24 protein-coding genes are annotated in these 20,769 nt (G+C 38.3%); 22 read left to right on the forward strand and 2 right to left on the reverse strand.

Annotated elements, in window-relative coordinates; all coding sequences use genetic code 11:
* Positions 1–4: 4 nt before the first annotated feature.
* Entirely contained in the window at positions 5–589 is a 585-nt protein-coding gene (locus QMN76_RS00745) for a LabA-like NYN domain-containing protein (protein WP_051461871.1), read from the reverse strand.
* 106 nt (positions 590–695) lie between these two features.
* On the opposite strand from QMN76_RS00745, the gene folK reads away from it, so the two are divergent.
* From folK to QMN76_RS00855, 22 genes are all read left to right on the forward strand, one after another.
* Entirely contained in the window at positions 696–1,238 is a 543-nt protein-coding gene (gene folK, locus QMN76_RS00750) for a 2-amino-4-hydroxy-6-hydroxymethyldihydropteridine diphosphokinase (protein ID WP_152534153.1), read from the forward strand.
* A 61-nt stretch (positions 1,239–1,299) separates the two neighbouring features.
* The gene (gene rpoZ, locus QMN76_RS00755; RefSeq protein ID WP_034337537.1) at positions 1,300–1,704 is read left to right on the forward strand and encodes a DNA-directed RNA polymerase subunit omega; all 405 of its coding nucleotides are present in this window, start codon (positions 1,300–1,302) and stop codon (positions 1,702–1,704) included.
* A 74-nt stretch (positions 1,705–1,778) separates the two neighbouring features.
* The gene (locus tag QMN76_RS00760; protein WP_282065606.1) at positions 1,779–4,055 is read left to right on the forward strand and encodes a RelA/SpoT family protein; all 2,277 of its coding nucleotides are present in this window, start codon (positions 1,779–1,781) and stop codon (positions 4,053–4,055) included.
* Between the two features lie 9 nt (positions 4,056–4,064).
* The gene (gene acpS, locus QMN76_RS00765) at positions 4,065–4,475 is read left to right on the forward strand and encodes a holo-ACP synthase (RefSeq protein ID WP_034337533.1); all 411 of its coding nucleotides are present in this window, start codon (positions 4,065–4,067) and stop codon (positions 4,473–4,475) included.
* Positions 4,476–4,553: 78 nt separating this feature from the next.
* Positions 4,554–5,399 (forward strand): signal peptidase I, encoded by an 846-nt coding sequence (gene lepB, locus QMN76_RS00770; protein ID WP_282023177.1) that lies wholly within the window; start codon positions 4,554–4,556, stop codon positions 5,397–5,399.
* Positions 5,396–6,142, forward strand: a complete 747-nt coding sequence (gene rnc / locus QMN76_RS00775) for a ribonuclease III (protein WP_282023176.1) — start codon at positions 5,396–5,398, stop codon at positions 6,140–6,142. Before lepB ends, rnc begins: the two co-directional genes overlap by 4 nt.
* A 5-nt stretch (positions 6,143–6,147) precedes the next feature.
* Positions 6,148–7,026 carry a GTPase Era gene (era, locus tag QMN76_RS00780; protein ID WP_282023175.1) on the forward strand — a complete coding sequence of 293 codons (879 nt, stop codon included), beginning with the start codon at positions 6,148–6,150 and terminating at the stop codon, positions 7,024–7,026.
* Between the two features lie 113 nt (positions 7,027–7,139).
* A complete protein-coding gene (gene pyrH / locus QMN76_RS00785) occupies positions 7,140–7,883 on the forward strand; it encodes a UMP kinase (RefSeq protein ID WP_282023174.1) in 744 nt (247 codons plus the stop codon).
* 90 nt (positions 7,884–7,973) lie between these two features.
* Positions 7,974–8,495 carry a ribosome recycling factor gene (gene frr / locus QMN76_RS00790; protein WP_051461979.1) on the forward strand — a complete coding sequence of 174 codons (522 nt, stop codon included), beginning with the start codon at positions 7,974–7,976 and terminating at the stop codon, positions 8,493–8,495.
* A 26-nt stretch (positions 8,496–8,521) separates the two neighbouring features.
* Positions 8,522–9,298, forward strand: a complete 777-nt coding sequence (uppS, locus tag QMN76_RS00795) for a polyprenyl diphosphate synthase (protein ID WP_051461869.1) — start codon at positions 8,522–8,524, stop codon at positions 9,296–9,298.
* On the forward strand, positions 9,288–10,166 hold the full coding sequence (locus QMN76_RS00800; RefSeq protein ID WP_051461868.1) for a phosphatidate cytidylyltransferase: 879 nt from the start codon (positions 9,288–9,290) through the stop codon (positions 10,164–10,166). Before uppS ends, QMN76_RS00800 begins: the two co-directional genes overlap by 11 nt.
* A 36-nt stretch (positions 10,167–10,202) precedes the next feature.
* Positions 10,203–11,363: a 1-deoxy-D-xylulose-5-phosphate reductoisomerase gene (gene dxr / locus QMN76_RS00805; RefSeq protein WP_282023172.1), complete on the forward strand. Its 1,161-nt coding sequence runs from the start codon at positions 10,203–10,205 to the stop codon at positions 11,361–11,363.
* Positions 11,364–11,407: 44 nt separating this feature from the next.
* Complete coding sequence (gene rseP / locus QMN76_RS00810; RefSeq protein WP_282023583.1) at positions 11,408–12,517, forward strand: RIP metalloprotease RseP; 1,110 nt, start codon at positions 11,408–11,410, stop codon at positions 12,515–12,517.
* A gap of 196 nt (positions 12,518–12,713) precedes the next feature.
* A complete protein-coding gene (gene bamA / locus QMN76_RS00815; RefSeq protein WP_282023582.1) occupies positions 12,714–15,140 on the forward strand; it encodes an outer membrane protein assembly factor BamA in 2,427 nt (808 codons plus the stop codon).
* Between the two features lie 9 nt (positions 15,141–15,149).
* Complete coding sequence (locus QMN76_RS00820; protein WP_282023171.1) at positions 15,150–16,061, forward strand: OmpH/Skp family outer membrane protein; 912 nt, start codon at positions 15,150–15,152, stop codon at positions 16,059–16,061.
* 11 nt (positions 16,062–16,072) lie between these two features.
* Positions 16,073–17,146, forward strand: a complete 1,074-nt coding sequence (gene lpxD / locus QMN76_RS00825) for a UDP-3-O-(3-hydroxymyristoyl)glucosamine N-acyltransferase (RefSeq protein ID WP_282023170.1) — start codon at positions 16,073–16,075, stop codon at positions 17,144–17,146.
* Positions 17,147–17,273: 127 nt separating this feature from the next.
* Complete coding sequence (fabZ, locus tag QMN76_RS00830; RefSeq protein WP_282023581.1) at positions 17,274–17,717, forward strand: 3-hydroxyacyl-ACP dehydratase FabZ; 444 nt, start codon at positions 17,274–17,276, stop codon at positions 17,715–17,717.
* Positions 17,718–17,796: 79 nt separating this feature from the next.
* Complete coding sequence (gene lpxA, locus QMN76_RS00835) at positions 17,797–18,666, forward strand: acyl-ACP--UDP-N-acetylglucosamine O-acyltransferase (RefSeq protein ID WP_051461867.1); 870 nt, start codon at positions 17,797–17,799, stop codon at positions 18,664–18,666.
* A gap of 27 nt (positions 18,667–18,693) precedes the next feature.
* Complete coding sequence (locus QMN76_RS00840; protein ID WP_152534186.1) at positions 18,694–19,539, forward strand: LpxI family protein; 846 nt, start codon at positions 18,694–18,696, stop codon at positions 19,537–19,539.
* A 12-nt stretch (positions 19,540–19,551) separates the two neighbouring features.
* Positions 19,552–19,950, forward strand: coding sequence for a lactoylglutathione lyase (gloA, locus tag QMN76_RS00845; protein WP_034337504.1), 399 nt, complete (start codon positions 19,552–19,554; stop codon positions 19,948–19,950).
* Positions 19,951–19,966: 16 nt separating this feature from the next.
* Positions 19,967–20,134 (forward strand): hypothetical protein, encoded by a 168-nt coding sequence (locus tag QMN76_RS00850; protein ID WP_282023168.1) that lies wholly within the window; start codon positions 19,967–19,969, stop codon positions 20,132–20,134.
* A complete protein-coding gene (locus tag QMN76_RS00855; RefSeq protein ID WP_282023166.1) occupies positions 20,097–20,321 on the forward strand; it encodes an MmcQ/YjbR family DNA-binding protein in 225 nt (74 codons plus the stop codon). Before QMN76_RS00850 ends, QMN76_RS00855 begins: the two co-directional genes overlap by 38 nt.
* On the opposite strand, the gene QMN76_RS00860 is transcribed toward QMN76_RS00855, so the two are convergent.
* Entirely contained in the window at positions 20,314–20,721 is a 408-nt protein-coding gene (locus QMN76_RS00860) for a hypothetical protein (RefSeq protein ID WP_034337499.1), read from the reverse strand. The two genes, QMN76_RS00855 and QMN76_RS00860, sit on opposite strands and share 8 nt — an antisense overlap.
* Between the last annotated feature and the right edge of the window lie 48 nt (positions 20,722–20,769).

Genomic DNA, 20,769 nt, shown 5'->3' on the forward strand with positions numbered 1-20,769 from the left:
TAACTTATTCTGTGAAAGGAATAACAGGATTGGGAATATCATTTTGTACGGTGTTATCCCCCGAGCGACGTGTAAATTCAGGGGCAATATCAACAAGATCTAAAAACTGATCAGCTTGTCTTCGTAACTCATCACCAATCATTGGAGGGTTCGTTTTTACAGAAGATATCACAGTTACACGCACACCTTGTTTTTGTACCGATTCAACCAAACGGCGTAGGTCAGCATCTCCGCTAAACAATACAGCATGATCAATATGTGGTGCAATTTCCATCATATCGACTGCAAGCTCAATATCCATGCTTCCTTTAATTCTGCGACGGCCATTTTGGTCAGTAAATTCGCGTGCATTTTTGGTTACAAGGAAAAATCCATTATAAGCCAACCAATCAGTTAATGGCTTTAAAGGAGAGTATTCCTCGGTATCTAGCACAGCAGAATAATAATAAGCGCGTACAACATTACAATGTTTTCTAAAGAAGGCTAATAAGTTTCTATAGTCAACATCAAAGCCCAAGTTGCGAGAGGCAGAATATAAATTAGCGCCATCAATAAAGAGGCAAACCTTTTCATTTTCTCTAAAAAGCATGCAAATAATCCCAATTAAAAAAACAATTATGTAAAAAATCAGTATAATTGATATGAATAAAGTAGCAGATAGTATAATGATAACAATCTTAATATGTTTCAATTAAGTGACGAATTTTGTGTTAGATGAAAATATGATTATTATAGCAGTTGGTAGCAATCTTGGAGGCGTTTGGTCTGATACTCCTTATGGTATGTGTCAAGAGGCGTTGCGTCGTTTATCCGTTAAATTGCAATGTTCTATAAAGCAATCTTGTTGGTACCAAACTAGCCCAATTCCTCCATCTTCTCAACCTCTTTATACGAATGGGGTTGTTGCATTGGATGTAAAAATCAAGCCAATTGACTTGCTGAATATTTTAAATGAGATGGAAAAAGAGGCTGGTAGAGTGCGTCAGAAACTTAACGATGCACGACCGTTAGACTTGGATATTTTGGATGTTAACGGCGAAATAATCAATGATATACCCAAGCTCATAGTACCTCATCCCAGGATGCATCAAAGGGGGTTTGTATTATATCCATTACGTGATATTGACCCTGAATGGATACACCCCATATCACATAAAAGTGTTGATCAATTGATCTCGGAGCTTCCTAGCGATCAAGAAATCATTCCTTTTATAGATAATAAACAAGAAGAAATTTGATTTTTAGTTAAATTTAGAATAAACATACAAGATTGATTTAAAATCCGGAGATAAATGATTCATGGCACGCGTTACTGTCGAAGATTGTATTGAAAAAATTCCTAACCGTTTTGATCTTGTTCTGCACGCAGCACAAAGAGCACGTAACCTTTCAAGAGGGGAAGCTTTGACTTTGGAACGTGATAATGACAAGAATCCTGTCGTTGCATTGCGTGAAATCGCCGAAGAAAAATTAGATTTAGAAGCGATTAAAGCGGATATTATTCGTTCATTAGCCAGAGCACCAGAACCAGAACCTGTTGATGAAGAAGTTGTGGATTTAATTCCAACTGAAAAAAATATTTTCGGTTTACAAGATGTAACTGCTGAAGAAGAAAAACGTCATACTTCTCAGAACTCTTTTGAAAACATTAATGAAATTATGAGTGAGTTAGATCGTCGCCGCTCTGGGTCTGAAAATTTTTAGTAAAACCCTTGTTTTATTATCGGTTTTTATGCTTATACTTAATGATATGGTAATTAATCAGTATCAGGGGTTAAGTGGAAAATATTTATCTTCCCACAGTTTCATTAAGTGAAAGCGATCATATTGATTGTGAAGGTTTGATTCGTCATATTCGTAAATATGATAGTGAATCAGACCTTTCACTTGTTGAAAAAGCGTTCAAAGTAGCGCTTAAAGCGCATGAAAAACAGTTCAGAGATAATGGGGCCCCTTATATTATTCATCCCCTAGCTGTTGCTAATATCTTGGCTCATTTAAGGGTTGATACTACCTCTATTATTACAGGTTTATTGCACGATACAATCGAAGATACTGAAGTCACACGAGAGTTCTTGGAAAAAGAATTTGGGGTTGTAGTTGCTGATCTTGTCGATGGTGTTACCAAACTTACCCGTTTAGAATTACAATCAGATCGCACAAAGCAAGCGGAAAATTTTCGCAAGCTTGTCTTGGCAATGTCCAAAGATATCAGGGTATTAATTGTAAAGCTGGCCGATCGTTTGCATAATATGCGAACGCTTCATTATGTTCAACGTTTGGATCGCAAACAACGAATTGCGCGTGAAACCATGGATATTTATGCGCCCTTGGCGGAGCGCATTGGTATGGATAATGTTAAAACAGAGTTGCAAAATATTGCTTTTGCTGTTTTAGAGCCAGAAGGTGATGCTTCTATACGGGCTCGGTTAAATTATTTGAGGGGGCAAGGGGCTGATATTGTTGAAGAGGTTTGCTCTGAATTAAAGGAATTGTGCGAGCATTCCGGTTTAAAAAATGTTGAAATAACAGGGCGTGAAAAATCTTGTTATTCTATTTGGGAAAAGATGAATAGAAGGCAAGTCGCATTTGAACAACTATCTGATATTATGGCATTTAGAATTGTCGTTGATAGTAAAGAAGAATGTTATACTGCTTTGGGGATTGTGCATAGCAGCTATCCTGTTGTTGCTGGACGGTTTAAAGACTATATTTCAGCACCCAAAGCCAATGGTTATCAAAGTATTCATACAGGTGTTAACTTAAGGCAACCGCGTAATCAGCGTATTGAGATACAAATTCGTACGCGTGAAATGCATGATATTGCTGAAAATGGGGTGGCATCTCATTGGGTTTACAAACAACTACCTGTTGCAGATAAAGGGCAAAATAAACTTAACTCTGAAGTCAGTGTGGTGGCTCCTAGATTAAAGAAACTGCGCTGGGTTCAGGATCTTTTGGATATTTTAGAGGATTCTGCAGCACCTGATGAGTTTTTAGAAAATACCAAATTAGAATTATATCAAGATTCAGTTTTTTGCTTTACCCCAAGAGGTGAGTTGATTCAGCTGCCAAGAGGGGCAACGCCTGTAGATTTTGCCTATGCTGTACATAGTCAGGTAGGGGATCGCTGTGTCGGAGCCAAAGTAAATGGGCGTTTGGTGCCTTTGCGAGAGCAATTGCATAATGGTGCTCAAGTTGAGATTATGACTGCCCGTGAAGGAAACCCTTCTCCTTCTTGGGAGCGTTTTGTTGTCACGGGTAAGGCTAGAGCGCGTATTCGCCATTTCGTCAGCAGTCAACAAAAAGAAATTAAGGTTGAAGCAGGGCGCGTTGCGTTGGCTAAAGCATTTCGTCAAGAGGGTGTTGACGGATCTCAGAAAATTCTTGAAGGGGTTTTAAAACCGTTAAAACAAGCGTCCGTTACTGATTTATATGTTTCAGTGGGCAGTAATTCATTTTTGGCAAAAGATGTTGTTTATACAGCTTATCCTGAGTTGCGCCCTATCAAAAGAGCTCCACGCTTTGTCCCTGGACTGACCGAGAAAAAAACACAATCCGCCGTGTTGAATGCAAATGCGCATCATCATAACGTGATCCCTTTAAAGGGAATGAGTAAGGGGATCAGTGTGCATTTTGCAGGATGTTGCCATCCTTTGCCTGGGGATACGGTTGTTGGAATTGTAGCAACGGGTAAGGGGATTACAGTGCATCGCAAATCTTGTTCTATGCTCAGTAACTATGCTTCTACACCTGAACGTTTTATGAGTATGGATTGGGATTATGATATTCTGGGCCATGTAGATGCCAAGAAAAATTTTGTCGGTCGCGTCAAGGTTGTCGGAGAAAATAACTCAGAACTTTTGGCCAGCATTACTAATCGTGCAGCACAGTATAATGGTAGTATTCTAAATTTAAAGATTTTAAATCGTCATATAGATTTTATTGAAATTCTATTGGATTTAGAGGTGAAAGATGTTGAACATTTAAATTCTCTAATTTTAGGACTGCAAGTTATCAAAGGTATTATTCACGTTGAACGATCTACGTCTTAAGGGTTAAAAATGATTTTAGGTATAGGCTCTGATTTATGTGATGTAAGAAGAATAGAAGAAGTCTTAAACCGACATGGAAAGCGTTTTACTCAACGCATATTTACGCCTAATGAAATAAAAAAAGCAGAAGCACGTTATGGAAAAACGCGAATTGGGACTTATGCAAAACGTTGGGCTGCAAAGGAGGCGTGTGCCAAAGCATTAGGAACGGGATTTACTGAGGACGTATTTTACCAAGATATTGAGGTTATAAATTTACCTAGTGGAAAACCCTCTTTAAAGTTAACAAATGGTGCATTAAAGCAGTTAAATAAATTAGGAAAAGAGGGTTATGAGCCGAACATTTTATTAACGATGACGGATGAGCTTCCTTATGCCTTTGCGCAAGTAATGATTGAATTATTGCCCAGTAAGGAATAAATAGGAGGAAAATTGTGATAACGCATTTGGCATTATCGCAAACTATATAAAATGACCCAACGTGATAGATAAGAGTTTATGAATAATAATTTGAAAAATGAGATAGATCAAATCCCACAACAGGGAAAGAAAAAACCTGGTGGTATCACAGAGTTGATTTCCACAGTTTTTTGGGCAGGGCTGATTATTGTTGTTGTTCGTTGCTTATTGTTTGCACCTTTTAATATTCCATCAGGCTCAATGATCCCATCTCTATTAATTGGGGATTATATTTTTGTCAGCAAATATAGCTATGGTTTTTCAAAACACTCATTTTTCTTTTCCCAACCTGATTTTAAAGGGCGAATTTGGTATACGCCTCCTCAAAGAGGAGATGTTGTTGTTTTTAGAAGTACCAAGGCGCCATTTGATTATTATGTTAAAAGATTGATCGGCCTGCCTGGCGATACGGTTCAGGTCAAGGATGGGGTGCTTTATATTGATGATCAGCCTGTTAAACGTCGTTTAGACGGGCCTTATACATATCAAGAATCTTTGAACGAGTCAGATCTTACTGAAAATTTATATACAGAATATTTACCTCGTAAAGATGGCTCAATTGTTGAGCATAAAATTTTACAAAGTATGAATAGTCCTTGTGGTCAAGATCTTGTATGCGAAGGGGATGTTAATCCAAATTATACTATTCCTTATCATGTTCCTGCAGATCATTTTTTTGCTATGGGCGATAATCGAGATCATAGTGCTGATAGTCGTTTTAATAATCCTGATACGTCGAATTATTTGGGATTTGTACCTATTGAAAATCTAATTGGCAAAGTTCAGTTTATTTTTTACTCTTATGATAGTAAATATCCTGTATGGCAATTTTGGCATTGGCCTGAGGAAATACGCTGGAATCGGTTATTTAAGAGCGTAAAATGATAGTAGAAAAGCAAGAGGCGCTTGGCGTTTCTGAAAAAAAATTAGAAAGCAAGCTGGGATATGAATTTCAATCAAAGGCATTGTTAAAAAAGTCATTGACTCACCGTTCTGCGATTTATGAAAATCGAACTCCGAGGAAAAAAGTAAAGCGTGTCAGCTCCAATGAAAGATTAGAATTTATAGGTGATAGAGTTCTGGGGTTGGTGATGGCAGAATGGTTACTAAAGCGCTATCCTAATGAGCAAGAGGGTGATCTTGGTCCCAGACATGCGCACTTGGTTTCTAAAACTGTATTGGCACAAATTGCAGAGCTTCTTAATATTTCCGAAGCTATCCATGTGGCTTTACATGAAGAAAAAGCAGGTGTTCATCATACAGACAGCGTCTTGGCTGATGCTGTAGAGGCTATTTTAGGAGCTATGTATCTTGATGGTGGGTTAAAACCTGTTCAGAAGCTGGTTCACAAATTATGGGAAAAAATTATTGAATCCCAGCCTTTGCCGCCAAAAGATTCTAAAACAGCGTTGCAAGAGTGGGTTTTGGCTCGAGGATTGCCATTACCTGTTTATGAATTGGTTTCTCAAGAAGGACCTTCTCATACACCGTTATTTGTCATTAAAGTTGTTGTGCAAAAGTATGAGGGCCAAGGGCAGGGCGGTAATAAGCGTGCGGCCGAAAGTGCAGCAGCAAAAAATTTACTTATTCAATTAGACTCAATTAAAAAACCAAAAAAAGCAGGATAAAAAATATGCATTGTGGATTTGTGGCTCTGATAGGGGCGCCAAATGCTGGGAAATCAACTTTACTGAATAAAATGGCAGGTGCCAAATTATCAATTGTCAGCCCTAAAGCGCAAACAACGCGTATGCGTATTTTGGGTATTGTTATGCGTCAGCAAACTCAGATTTTGTTGATGGATACGCCAGGTATTTTTAAACCAAAAAGAAAGCTTGATGAAGCAATGGTTTCTGCGGCTTGGACGGGGGCTGTGGATGCTGATATTACGCTTTTGTTAATTGATACGATTTATGGTTTAACAGAAGAAAATATTGAGATTATCAACAAGTTAAAAGAAACCTCTCGTCGTATTTGGGTGGTATTTAATAAGATTGATAAGATTAATACACAAAAACTATTACCTTTGACCGAGGAAATAACAGCGTTACTACCTATTGAAAAAAGCTTTATGGTTAGCGCTAAGACAGGCAGTGGAGTTGATGATTTACTTGATGCTTTAGCTGAAGATTTGCCTAAAGGGCCTTGGTTATACCCCGAAGATGATTTAACCAATTTGCCTGATCGTTTATTAGCAGCCGAATTAGTCAGAGAGCAAATCTTTATGCAGACGCATGAAGAGGTTCCCTATTCTGTGACTGCAGAAACCGAGAGTTTCAAAGAAAGACCAGATGGTTCTGTTCGCATTGATGTGACAATTTATGTTTTGCGTGCTAATCATAAGGCTATTATAATTGGTGACAAGGGACAAAAAATTAAAATGATTGGTGAACGTGCTCGTAAAGAGTTGAATCGTTTGTTAGAGCGTCCTTGTCATTTATTTTTGATTGTTAAAGAACGTAAAGGCTGGGATGGTGAAAAAGCTCGATTGAAAGCTATTGGTTTGGAATGATAATTTTTTTATAAACAACAAACTCTGTCAAAAATGATTTCATACTTTTAAAAAACCGCCTGCTGATGTAGTATTCTTTACCGTTTATAACCTAAACTAGATGTGAAAAAATAATGAGCTCTTCAAAAAATTATACCCCTAAACGTGTGTTATTAAAAATATCCGGAGAAGCCTTGTTAGGGCGCGGAGCCTATGGTGTTGATCCCGAGATTGCCAATGCAATTGCGGAAGATATAGCAAGTGTTGCCAATTCTGGTATAGAGGTTTGTTTGGTGATTGGTGGGGGTAATATTTTTCGTGGAATGACCGCTGCCGCCAAAGGAATGGATAGAGTTCAAGGTGATTATGCAGGAATGTTGGCAACCGTAATTAATGCGGTTGTGATGAATAGTGTTTTGCAACAACATAATATTGACAGCTATATTATGTCAGCGATTTCTATGCCGCAGATTGCTGAAACATATATTCGTGACAAAGCAATGCGCCATATGGACAAAGGGCATGTCGTTATTTTTGCTGCGGGCACTGGTAATCCATATTTCACAACGGATACAGCAGCTGCTTTGCGTGCCATTGAAATGGATTGTGACCTTATGTTAAAAGGAACACAGGTTGATGGTGTATATGATTCAGATCCTAAAAAAAATCCAGAGGCAAAACGCTATGATACTCTGACTTATACAGAGGCATTGGCCAAAGGATTAAATGTAATGGATGCGACAGCTTTGAGTTTGGCTCGTGATAATCAATTGCCTATTATTGTTTTTGATGTGCATGAAAAAGGGAATTTTAGTCGAGTTTTAAATAATCAAGGCACTTTTACCAAAGTTGTTGTTTCTGCTGAAACTGATTCCTAGTTCACTATATTCAAAATTGATTTTATTAAAAAAAGGATTTTTTCTGTGGTTGATGATATTGATAGCCTGAAAAAAGATATAGAACGTCGTATGAACAGCGCAATTGATTCTTTTAAGCATGACTTAGCGGGACTGCGTTCTGGCCGTGCAACAGCAGCTTTATTGGAACCTATTCGCGTTGATGCTTATGGCAGTATAACCCCTATTACTCAAGTAGCTTCGATCACAGCACCAGAACCCAGAATGTTAACCGTTCAAGTCTGGGATAAAACATTAGTTAGTGCTGTTGACAAAGCTATTCGTGAAAGTGGATTGGGATTAAATCCTATGCCAGACGGTCAGCTTATTCGTGTGCCGATTCCTCAACTAACCGAAGAACGTCGTATCGAAATGGTGAAAGCTGCAGGTCGTTATACTGAGGCTGCCAAAGTTTCTGTGCGTGGTGTTCGTCGAGATGGTATGGATAAAACCAAGGCTGCTGAGAAGAAAGGTGACATCAGTCAAGATGATGTTAAGGATTGGTCTGATGAAATTCAAAAGATTACAGATCAATTTATCAGTAAAATTGATGAAATTTTTATTGAAAAAGAACGTGATATCAAGCAAGTCTAGTTTTAGACTGAATAGATATTTATAGTATGGCTTTTTCTTTAATAGATCACTCTGACGAATGTTTAAAATTGTCTGAACAAAAATCTTTGCCTCAGCATATTGCGATTATTATGGATGGTAATAGCCGATGGGCTAAGGCAAAGTCTTTGCCAAGAGTTGCTGGACATAAAGAAGGAGCGCAAGCTGTAAAACGGTGCATAAAAGGCGCAATTAGCAACCATATTCAATGGCTAACCCTTTATGCATTTTCTTCGGAAAACTGGCGCAGAACGCCAGAGGAAGTTGCTGATTTAACGGCTCTGTTGCGTTATTACTTGAAATTCGAAGCGCGCAAATTACACAAAGAAGGTGTTTGCGTGCGTATTATTGGTGACATAACGCGTTTCGATAAAAAATTACAGCAAGAATTTAAAGCAATTGAACAATTAACAGAAAAAAATAATCGTTTGATTTTAACGCTTGCTTTATCTTATGGCGGTAGAGGGGAAATCCTTCAGGCCGTTAAGCGGATCGCTGATGATGTTCAAGAACACAAACTCATATCAGAGCAAGTGACAGAAGAAATATTTTCTCAATATTTGTTTGCTCCTGATATTCCTGATCCAGACTTAATTGTCAGGACGAGCGGTGAGTATCGTTTGTCTAATTTTTTATTATGGCAATCTGCATATGCAGAGCTTATCTTTGTAGAAACTTTATGGCCAGATTTTAACGAAGATCATTTCAATCATTTGCTGGATGTGTATGTTCGTCGTGAACGGCGTTTTGGCAGCAGGCCAGGATTAAAAGTCAGTGACAAATAAAACGAAATCTTCTTGGCAAGATTTGCCTTTGCGTATTGCATCTGCTCTTGTGATTATCCCCGTAGCTTTATTTTGTATTGTTTATGGTGGTTGGTTTTATATCGGGTTATTGGTTATTATTTCAGTTGCCATGACTGTGGAGTGGGCTAATTTATTTAAAGCAAACCTGTTTAATTATCGAGTAGCTATCTTTTTAATTTGGCCCCTAGTTGCTTATGCAGCTGCATTGCAAGGGATGTGGTTTCCTGCGCTTGTTATCACAGGATGTTTTGCATTTATTTTCGGATCAAAATTATGGTTGGGCTCTGTGGTTATTGGTGGTGCAGGGCTTTCGCTACTTTGGTTGCGTTTTATGACTTTTTATGAAATGTGGACGGTTATTTTTATTGTAGCTGTGGTGATTGCAAGCGATAGTTTTGCTTATATTGCAGGAAAAACTTTTGGTGGGCCTAAGCTTATGCCTTCAGTTTCTCCTGGAAAAACATGGTCTGGTGCTGTTGGCGGATTAATTGGCGCAGGGTGCGTTGGTGGTGGTATTGTTTGGTTTTTATGTGGTGGTTTAACGACTGCTTTTATCGGTGGAGCGTTGTTTAGTGCGGTTACAGGTATTGTTGCCCAAATAGGCGATTTATCAGAAAGTAAGCTTAAAAGAGAATTGGGTGTCAAAGATTCTGGTAAAATTATCCCTGGCCATGGTGGGGTATTGGATCGTTTTGATGCTTTATTGCTTGTATCTATTTTTGTTGCTTTTATTTCCTGTGTCTTACCTACTGGCAATGCTTTGGATAAATGGGGTGGGGCGTTATTATCAACTAAACCAGTTGGCGACCAACAGCCTATCTTTGTTCCTTTGACGATTTTTAGATAAAATAACTGATCAACTTATGTGTAAGGATATTTAAAAATGAAAACAGTTTCTATATTGGGATGTACTGGTAGCATCGGTTGTTCAACAGTTGATTTGTTATTACAAGATCCGTCCTCATTTCAAACCGTTGCTTTGGTTGGTGGTAAAAATGTTAAAAAGCTAGCTGAACAAGCGATTGCTTTAAATGCAAACTATGCTGTGATCGCTGATGAGCAGTTTTTGCCAGAGTTAAAAGAATTATTATCGGGCCATGCAACCAAAGTAAGCGGTGGTAGGCAAGCTGTTTTAGAAGCAGCATCAATTGCTGTTGATTGGACAATGGCAGCTATTACGGGAGCTGTTGGTTTGGAACCGACAATGGCCGCTGTAAAAAATGGTAAATATGTTGCTTTGGCTAATAAAGAGGCCTTGGTTTCTGCTGGTGATGTGATGTTGAAAGCAGTAAAAGAAGCAGGTGCTACTTTATTACCTGTAGATTCAGAGCATAATGCAATTTTCCAGTCTATGGCTGATAAGCAAATTCAATCAATTGAAAAACTTATTCTTACTGCTTCAGGTGGACCTTTTCGTAATACATCCCTTGAAGATATGAAAAAAGTTACTTTAAAGCAGGCCTTGAAACATCCAACATGGACAATGGGTGCAAAAATCACCATTGATTCAGCTAGTATGTTTAATAAAGGTTTAGAAATCATAGAAGCTGCACGTTTATTTGATATGCCAGAAGAAAAAATCGATGTGTTAATTCATCCGCAATCAATTATTCACAGTATGGTTCAATATGAAGATGGCAGTATGATTGCTCAGCTTGGCGCGCCAGATATGCGTATTCCTATTGCTCATACATTGGCATGGCCACACAGAATGTGTTCTAATGTAGACCGTTTAAACTTGACTGAGGTAGCTAAATTAGAATTTGAAGCTCCAGATGAAGTGCGTTTTCCAGGGTTGCGCTTATCTCGTGAAGCCTTACGTGCTGGCAAATGTGCTCCTGCGATTTTATCTGCTGCAAATGAAATTGCAGTTGATGCTTTTTTAAAAGAGCAAATTGGGTTCTTGGATATTCCTCAATCTGTTGAATTTGTAATGAAGAAATTAGGTGCTCCAGAAGCAAATAGTATCCAAGAAGTTATTTACTGGGATCAAGAAGCCAGAAGACATGCTGAAGAATGGATCAAAAACCGTAATAGTATGTAATTTTATAAAATAGTAAGCGTGTAGGGTAAATTTTAATGTTGGCTATGTATGATTTCTTGCGAATGATTTTATCATTTGTGTTTGTCCTAGGGGTACTCGTTTTTATACACGAGTTAGGACATTATTTGGCTGCACGTTGGCGTGGTGTTCATGTTGATGTGTTTTCAATTGGTTTTGGTAAACCTTTATATCGCTGGCACGACAAAGTCGGAACCGAGTGGCGTATTTGTCCTATTCCTTTGGGTGGGTATGTAAGGCCCCATGGATTTGCTGATCCAGAAGACGTTACCGAAGAAGAAAGAGCGACTTATATCGACGGAAAAACCTTTCACGGAAAGGATGTCGGCAGCAGGGCTATTGTTATTGCAGCAGGACCCATATTTAATTTTTTATTAGCGATCATTATTTATTTTGGATTGTTCGTAACAGTTGGTCAACCTAAATTAGGTGAGCCCATTGCACAATCCATTATCGCAGATAGTGCTGCAGCCAAAGCTGGGATTCAACCAAAAGATAAATTGATTAAGATTGGTGATATTGACAAACTCAATGTTGAGAAAGTCATTTTATTTGCTCAACAACATCCTGATCTATCTACAACAATTACAGTCAATAGAGAGGGTAAAGATATCTCTCTGCCTATTACAATTGGCAGTCACAGCCAAGATGGTAAAAAAATTGGCCAATTAGGTATTGGACTTGATATGAATATTATCAAAGGTAAGCCAATGTCTATCGGGAGTGCAGCAATTGCATCTGTAGAAAAAACATGGGACGTTAGTGCTCAAACAGTTGTGGGTTTGGGGCAAATGATTACTGGTCAGCGTTCTGCCAAAGATCTTGGTGGGCCTATCAAAATTGCACAATTATCAGGGCAAGTATCTAAAGGCGGGTTTGCTGATCTTTTTAATTTTATGGCTATTCTTTCGATTAGCTTGGGATTAATTAATTTATTTCCGATTCCTATTCTTGATGGTGGCCGTTTGGTTTTTTATGCATTCGAAGCAATTTTTAGAAAACCTGTGCCAAAACCAATACAGAATTGGGCGTTTCAGATTGGATTTGTTTTGATTTTATTACTTTTTGTATTTTCAATGTACAATGATATCTCTCAATTAAGTGTATTTCGTTGGCTTACAGGTCACACTAATTAAAAATCTGTTATGTTTATAGCAAGTAACGACTTGTCAAATGGTATAAAAAACGGATACTCACTGAATTAAGATTAAATAAGACGATTTGTATTTGCTTATAAAAACTCTTGTGATATGCAATTTAGTGGGTTTCCATTGGTAATAAAGGGTGGCTGATTTGTCAGGTAAACGTTCGGCGCTGTTTGCTTCTGTATGTATGTTTCCGTTTGTGTGTAGCTCTGTGCATGCGCAAACAACAGGTAACGTGTCTCATAATTCCTCACACGGTAAGAAAGCTGTAAAAAGCACTCACCATGGGAAAAAAGGTTCTGTTGGTAAAAACGTAACAAAACAAGGTGGAATTATTCAATCCATCCAGGTTGTTGGTAATGATCGTGTTGAAACACCAACAGTATTATCATATATGTTGGCACAACCTGGCGATCCATTTAACAAAGATTTGTTAGATCGTTCCTTAAAAACCCTATACGCAACAGGGCTATTTAAAGATATAACTTTCCATCGTTCCGGCAATGATTTGCAAGTTAAAGTCGTAGAGAATCCTATTGTTAATGTTGTTGCTTTTGAAGGCAACCACAAGATGAAAGATGGGGATCTGCTTAAATACACGTCTTTAAAGCCACGTGCTGTATATTCACCTGCTTTGATTTCAGAGGATCGTAAACGTATTTTGGCAATGTATGCTGCCAAAGGACGTTACTCTGTTACAGTAACGCCGCAAATCATCCATTTATCAAAAAATCGTATTGATGTTATTTACAAAATCAATGAAGGTCCTAAAACAGCGATTGAAAAATTAGCTTTTGTTGGCAATCATGCGTTTAGTGAGGCACGTTTAGCCCAAGTAACATCCTCCAAAGAAACAGCTTGGTATCGGTTTTTATCTTCTGCTGATGAATATAACCCTGAACGCGTAAAATACGATGCTGAATTGCTTCGTCGTTTTTATCTTCGTAATGGTTATGTCGATTTTAAGATCGTTAACGCTACAGGTGAATTGTCTCCTGATCACAAATCATTTTATATTACCTATACGATGGTAGAGGGGCCTCAATATCGATTGGGTAAAGTTGATGTTCGTTCTAACCTCGAAGGGGTTAAGGAAGATAAAGTCCGAGAAATGATTGTGATGCATAAAGGTCAAATTTACGATGGTAAAGAGATCGAAGATGTTGCGAAATATATTCAAGAAACATTACAATCACAAGGTCACCCTTTTGCAGTTGTAAGACCTGAAATTGCACGTAATCCTGAAAAGAAAAGAGTTGATCTTTTATTTGATGTGATGGAAGGGCCTCGTGTTTATGTTGAGCGTATTGATATTAACGGAAATACCGTCACAAAAGATAATGTAATACGTCGTGAGTTACCTGCTGCGGAAAATGATCCATATACCAACACAACTGAAAAATACATGAAAATGGCAGCTGATGATTTGGGATATTTCAAAGAGGTTAAAGTACAGCAAGTCAAGGGATCTGCTCCAGATAAACGTGTCGTCGCTATTAATGTTCAAGAAAAACCAACCGGTGAATTTTCACTTGGGGGTGGTTATTCTACCGATTCTGGTGTTTTGGGAAACATTGGCCTGAGGCAGCGTAATTTCCTTGGAACTGGTGTTGATGCAGGTATTTCTGGAACAGCAGCTTATTATGCAAAGCAAGTGAACTTGTCTGTTACTGATCCTTATTTTCTTAATAAGAATATGGTTGCTGGTATAGATTTATTCTATATTCAAAACAGTTATCAAACCTATCAGAACTATGGTGAAGATCGTTTTGGGGCCTCATTCCGTATGGGGTATGCGTTTAATAACGTTTTATCTCAACAATGGACATATTCAATTATAGACCGTCGTGTTCATGACATTTGGGATGATTCTTCTTACTATATTTTGGATCAAAAAGGGCATTCTTTATTATCTCAGTTAAGCACAACGATTGCTTATGATACAAGGGATGCTCGATTTAATCCTCATACTGGTACGTTGGTTAAACTAGGTGGAGATATTGCAGGTCTTGGTGGTGATGCAAAATATGCTCGTGGTAAAATTGACGCATCTCACTATATTCCATTGGATGAAATTACAGGCAACCGTGATTGGACATTAAGCTTAACCGCAGGTGCTGGGTATATTGCTGATATGGGCAGTGATAAAGACACAATGGTTATTGATAACTTTTATCTTGGGGGTAATAACTTAAGAGGTTTCTATGACGGAGGTGTTGGTCCACGAAGTCAGGGTATTCCAAAGAGAGGGCCTAATACGCGCGCCCATACTCAAGAAGATTTCTTGGGTGGGCGTACGATGTATACAGCTTCTGCACAGGTCAATTTTCCTATGCCAGCCGCAAGAGATTTAGGGTTAAGTGGACGTTATTTTGTTGATATGGGTGCCCTGGATGGGTTAAGGGTAAAACGTAAATATACTAACCAAGCAACGGCTGGTGATAAATATACTGGTGTTTATGGCGATAGTTTATCACCGCGCGTCAGTACTGGTTTAGGTGTTTCTTGGAAAAGTCCATTTGGTTTATTAAACGTTGATGCGGCACTTCCTTTGGTCAAAGAAAAGCATGACCGTAAGCAATTAGTAAGATTTGGTTTTGGACAACAGTTTTAAGGGTAGATAATGGTTAATAAGTTAGGATTATATTTTGCTGTTGCTGGGGCTTTTTTAGCACCGTCTTTTATTACGATTGCATCCCCAGCACATGCTGAAGAGTCAAATGGTTGGTTTATTCCCAAAAATAGTCAGCCTAAAACTGCGACTACTGCACCGAAAGCAGCTGTCAGGCATGCAGCTCCAAGAGCTATAGCGCCAGCACCACTTCCTAATGATGATGGTTCTGAAGATGGAGACGTGCAAAATCAAGCTCAGGCCGTTTTGCCGTTGCCACCAGTTCCTAAACCAGCGGCTTTGCCAAAGACTAATTCCCCACCAACAGCGGTTATTGGGGTCATTAGTGTTCCAGATGTGATGCGTCAATCAGTTGCTGCACGTGAGGCTGAAAAAATATTAGTAGAGCGTCGTGACCAATTGCAAAGAGATGTTCAAAAGGAGCAAAAAGCTTGGCGAGCTGAGCAACAGCAAATCCAAGCCAAAGCAAAAACCATGACTGATGAGCAACTTCAAGCACGTGGTCGCAAGTTGCAAGCGCGCGTGATTAACGCTCAAAAGGACTTCCGTAACCGCAGTCGTATCATCCAAGAAGCTGCACAAGTTGCTTTTGGTCAGGTAGAACGTGAACTTATTTTGTTAATTCAAAATGTTGCTGCAAGTCGTAATATGAATTTGGTTTTACATCGTGAGCAAGTTGCTTTGAGTGTAAATGAGCTTGATATAACGAATGAAGTTGTTAAAGAGCTAAATAAAAATTTATCTTCTGTATTTATTCCAGCAGCAGATGTTGATCCTGAAGAATTAGCAAAAAGTGGTTCAATGCCAACAACAGCCAACCCAGAGGCTGAACCAAAAACAGAAACAAGTAGTGTTGTTAAAAAAGCTCCTGAGCAACAACAGGGTAATAATCCTAAAAAATAAAGGTGTATCGCGTGAGTATTGAGCAAGAAAATCATCATCCTGGTGACAGTCGTTTTTTTTCTAAATCTGGTCCTTATACTATAGAAACTTTGGTTAAGGAAACAGGTGCTCAACTCAACTCACCTGATATTCTTACTAAAGATATACAATATACAGGTATTGCTCCTTTACAAATTGCTAGTTCCTCAGAAGTCAGTTTTCTAGATAATAAACGTTATTTACCACTACTAGCACAGACCAAAGCTGGGGTTGTGATTGTTGCCCCTGCTTTTGCAGATAAAGTGCCACAAACCAGCCATGCTTTAGTGACCTCAAATCCTTATTTAGCTTGGGCAAGAGTTGCAACTTTATTTTATCCTAAAACGCCTGCAAAGCCTGGGGTTCATCCTACAGCTTACATCCATCCTGATGCAGTTATTCATCCTAGTGTAGAAGTGCAGGCTTTTGCAGTGGTGATGAATGGGGTGCATATCAATAAAGAATGTATTATCGGAGCTCACTCAGTAATTGAGCAAGGTGTGCAAATCGGTCAGTATTGTCGTATAGGTAATCATGTATCTTTAAGTCATGCAGTGCTTGGGGATCGTGTAACCTTGTATTCAGGCGCAAGGATTGGTCAAGACGGTTTTGGTTTCGCTATTGGTGAGCAAGGTTTTGTAAGTATCCCTCAAATTGGCAAAGTAATTTTGAAAAATGACGTTGAGGTTGGTGCAAATTCAACAATTGATCGTGGTTCAGTCAAAGATACTATTATTGGAGAGGGTTCCAGACTAGATAACTTGGTTCAAATTGGCCATAATGTAGAAATGGGAAGATGTTGTATTGTTGTATCTCAGGCAGGTATATCAGGTTCAACACAATTGGGTGATTTTGTTACTATTGCTGCGCAAGCTGGGTTAATTGGGCATATTCATATTGGTGACCATGCCAGAGTGGGTGCCCAATGTGGTGTTATGTCTGATGTTGAGGCAAAATCAGATGTGATTGGTAGTCCGGCAATGCCATTTAAAGAGTTCTTTAAAAACGTTGCGTTTTTAAGACGGATGGCAAAATCGTCAAAAGGCAAAGAAGATAGTCAAAAGTGAATTGATGATTTTGACAAAATAAGTATTAATAGATAACTATAAAACTGATATTATTTATAAGTGGTTAAAAAAAGTGAGCATAGAAACAAATAAAACAAATGTTGCCCCTCAAGACCAAGATTCTGCTATTGATCTTCCCGTCATTGATATAGAAGGCATTATGAGTGCAATTCCGCATAGATATCCATTTTTATTAATTGATCGGATGATCAATGTAAAAAAAGGATTGTCTGCTACCGGTATAAAAAATGTTTCTGTTAACGAGAATTTTTTTCAAGGGCATTTTCCTTCTCGTCCTGTTATGCCAGGTGTTTTAATCATCGAAGCAATGGCTCAAACTGCTGCTGTATTAGTTGTTAAAACGCTAGGCGCAGAATTTGAGGGAAAAATAGTTTATTTTATGACGATTGAAAACGCTAAATTTAGACGTCCAGTCGGGCCTGGCGACCAATTATTTATTGATGTAGTAAAAGAACGCCAACGTGCCAATGTTTGGAAATTTCGTGGTATTGCCAAAGTGGATGGTGTTTCTGTTGCAGAAGCAATGTTTGGTGCAATGATTATGGGATAATCAAAATATATCGTTATCGTGTATATTTTGATTTTTCTTTATTTGGTAAAGCACAAATGACATCAAAAAAAATTAAAAGATGGAGGAAATTCTGGTAGATATTTCAAACGCTACTGTCAGTAATAGCGAAATTCATCCATCTGCGATTATTGCTTCTGGAGCTAAAATAGGTCGTGGGGTTTGTATTGGCCCATGGTGTTCAGTAGGTGCAGATGTTATTATTGAAGATGGTGTCAAGTTAATTGCTAATGTAATTGTTGATGGTCATACTACATTGGGTAAAGATTCTGTGTATTATCCATTTTCAACCATAGGATTGGCTCCACAAGATTTAAAATATAAAGGTGAGCCAACGCGTTGTGTGATTGGCAGTAGAACAGTAGTTCGTGAACAAGTAACGATTCATCGTGGTACGACTTCAGGAAATGGGATTACTACGATTGGTTCTGATTGTTTAATAATGGTTAATGCGCATATTGCTCATGATTGTTATATTGGTGACCGTGTTATTATTGTCAATAATGTTGTATTAGGTGGACATGTTCATATTGATGATGATGCCAGAGTAATGGGGTCTGCGGCTATTCATCAATTTGTTAGAATTGGTAAAGCAGCTTTGGTTGGTGGTGTGACTGGAGTTGAATCAGATGTTATTCCTTATGGTAGTGTGCTTGGAAATAGGGCGCGTTTAGTAGGAATGCATTGGATATGGCTGAAGCGTAATGGTGTTCAAAGCTCAGAAATTCATATTTTAAGAAACGTATACCGCGCTTTATTTCCTAAAGATGAAGAATTATGTGGCGTTTTTGAAGAACGTTTACAAAATGTAAAAGATAAATTTGGACATATAGATCGTGTTCAAGAAATTATTGATTTTATTGAGCAGCCCAGCCGTAGAGGATTGGTAAAAGTAGGACGTTCAATTTCCTCTTCAGAAAAAGAGGGATAAATAATCATTTAAATGCAAAGCCAATTAATGGAAAACAAAACAGCCGTTGGAATTTTAGCTGGGGGAGGGCCTTTGCCAGGTAAAGTTGCAGAGGCTGTTTTTGCTATGGGACGTTCTGTATTTATTGTTGGGTTTCAGGATTTTGCAGAACCGCAAATTATTGAAAAATGGCCTCATGAATATGTAAGATTGGCTGCGGCTGGGCGTATTCTTGCTGCGCTTCGTGAAAATCATTGTGAAGATATTGTGTTAATCGGCCCAGTCAAACGTCCATCTTGGCGTGATTTACGACCAGATGCAGAGGGGGCAAAAATCCTTGCCCGCATAGGTAAAGCGTTATTTGCAGGGGATGATGGTTTATTAGCTGCGTTGGTTCGTGTGTTTGATGAAGAAGGCTTTAAGGTTCGTGGTGCGCATGAGTTTCTAGATCCTGTGATTGAGGGTGTTTTTGGAAAAATACAACCTGATTCTCAAAGCTTGCATGATATTGATAAAGGAATAGAAGTTAATCAAGTCTTGGGTCGTTTAGATATCGGGCAGGGGTGCATAGTCCAAAATGGCTTGGTCATTGCTGTTGAAGCGATGGAGGGAACGGATTCTATGTTAAAAAGAGCCAAGGATTGTCAGCAACCTGGTTTAGGTGCTATTTTAATTAAACAAGTTAAACCTGATCAAGAAAGACGTGCGGATATGCCGACAATTGGTCCACGCACGGTCATTGGTGCATATGAGTCAGGCTTAAGAGGAATAGCGTTTGAGGCAGGAGGTACGTTAATTGTGCATCAAGAAGAGGTCGTTCGTTTGGCTGATGAAAAAGGAATATTTCTGTTAAGTTATAATCCAGATACATTCAAACAAAAATATATAAAATGAAAGAGAAACAAAATGGCAACTTATCTTCATACAATGATTCGAGTTCACAATTTAGATAAAAGTTTGGCTTTTTATCAATCTCTTGGAATGAGAGAAATTCGTCGTAAAGAAGTCCCAGAGGGTAAATATACACTGATTTATGTTGGATTTGACGATAATGCTGCTGGTGAAGCTGAAATCGAATTGACTTATAATTGGGGACATGATGTGCCCTATGATATGGGCACAGGTTTTGGACATTTAGCCTTGGGCGTTGATGATATTAATGCTGTAGTAGAAGCAGTTCGTAAATTAGGTGGAAAAGTAACCAGAGAACCTGGTCCAGTAAAGTTTGGAACGACAGTGATTGCTTTTGTCGAAGACCCAGATGGATATAAGATTGAGCTAATACAAACCGATACTTACAAATAAGATTTCATGGATGATTATGAATAGACAAGATTTGCTTGCGTATGCCAAAGAAAATTTTAAAACCATTCCTGATTATCCATGGCTAAGATTTCCTGAATATGTTGTTTTAAGGCATCAAGGCAATAAAAAATGGTATGGCTTAGTACATGAACGTGTCAGGAGATCGACTGGGTTTAAAATCTAAAGATCATGTTGATATTTTGAATGTCAAAGTTAACCCAGAATCTTCTTATTTTCTGCAACTTAAGCCTTATATTTTTCCTGCTTATCATATGAATCGTGAACACTGGGTCAGTATTCTATTGAATGGCAGTGCTTCAGATGATGAAATTATTTTATTATTAGAGCAGAGTTATAAATTAACTAAATAGATTTATTTTTTGTCTCTTTTAAGTATTCCGCAACTTTTTCAATAGATTGTGCAATAGATTCTGCTGATTGTAATGTTTTTTCATCAGCTGTTTTATTTAACAAGATACGGTCAGCCATCAAAAGAGCTGGTGATAATATGCCTTTGACGTCATGTCGTAAAATAGAGAGTTGTGAGGCATGTTGTGTTTCTATTTTTGCAAGTTTTCTTTGATACCCAGTGATTATCAAGGTGGTTACAGTAGTAATATATAGACCCATTAGGACAAATATGCACCATAAAGGAAGGGTTGCATCATATAGAGAAAATGTTAAAACACATAGAAGGATTCCTGAACTTATTCCGATAAAGTAGCGAAAAAATCTTTTTTTCTGTAATGGTTTGGGCAGAGAGCTTGCCATCTATGAAAAAATCCTTTGGAAAACAAATTATTTTCCTTAAATAGCATA

This window comes from Commensalibacter papalotli (ex Botero et al. 2024), from assembly GCF_947179115.1.
GTDB lineage: Bacteria > Pseudomonadota > Alphaproteobacteria > Acetobacterales > Acetobacteraceae > Commensalibacter > Commensalibacter papalotli.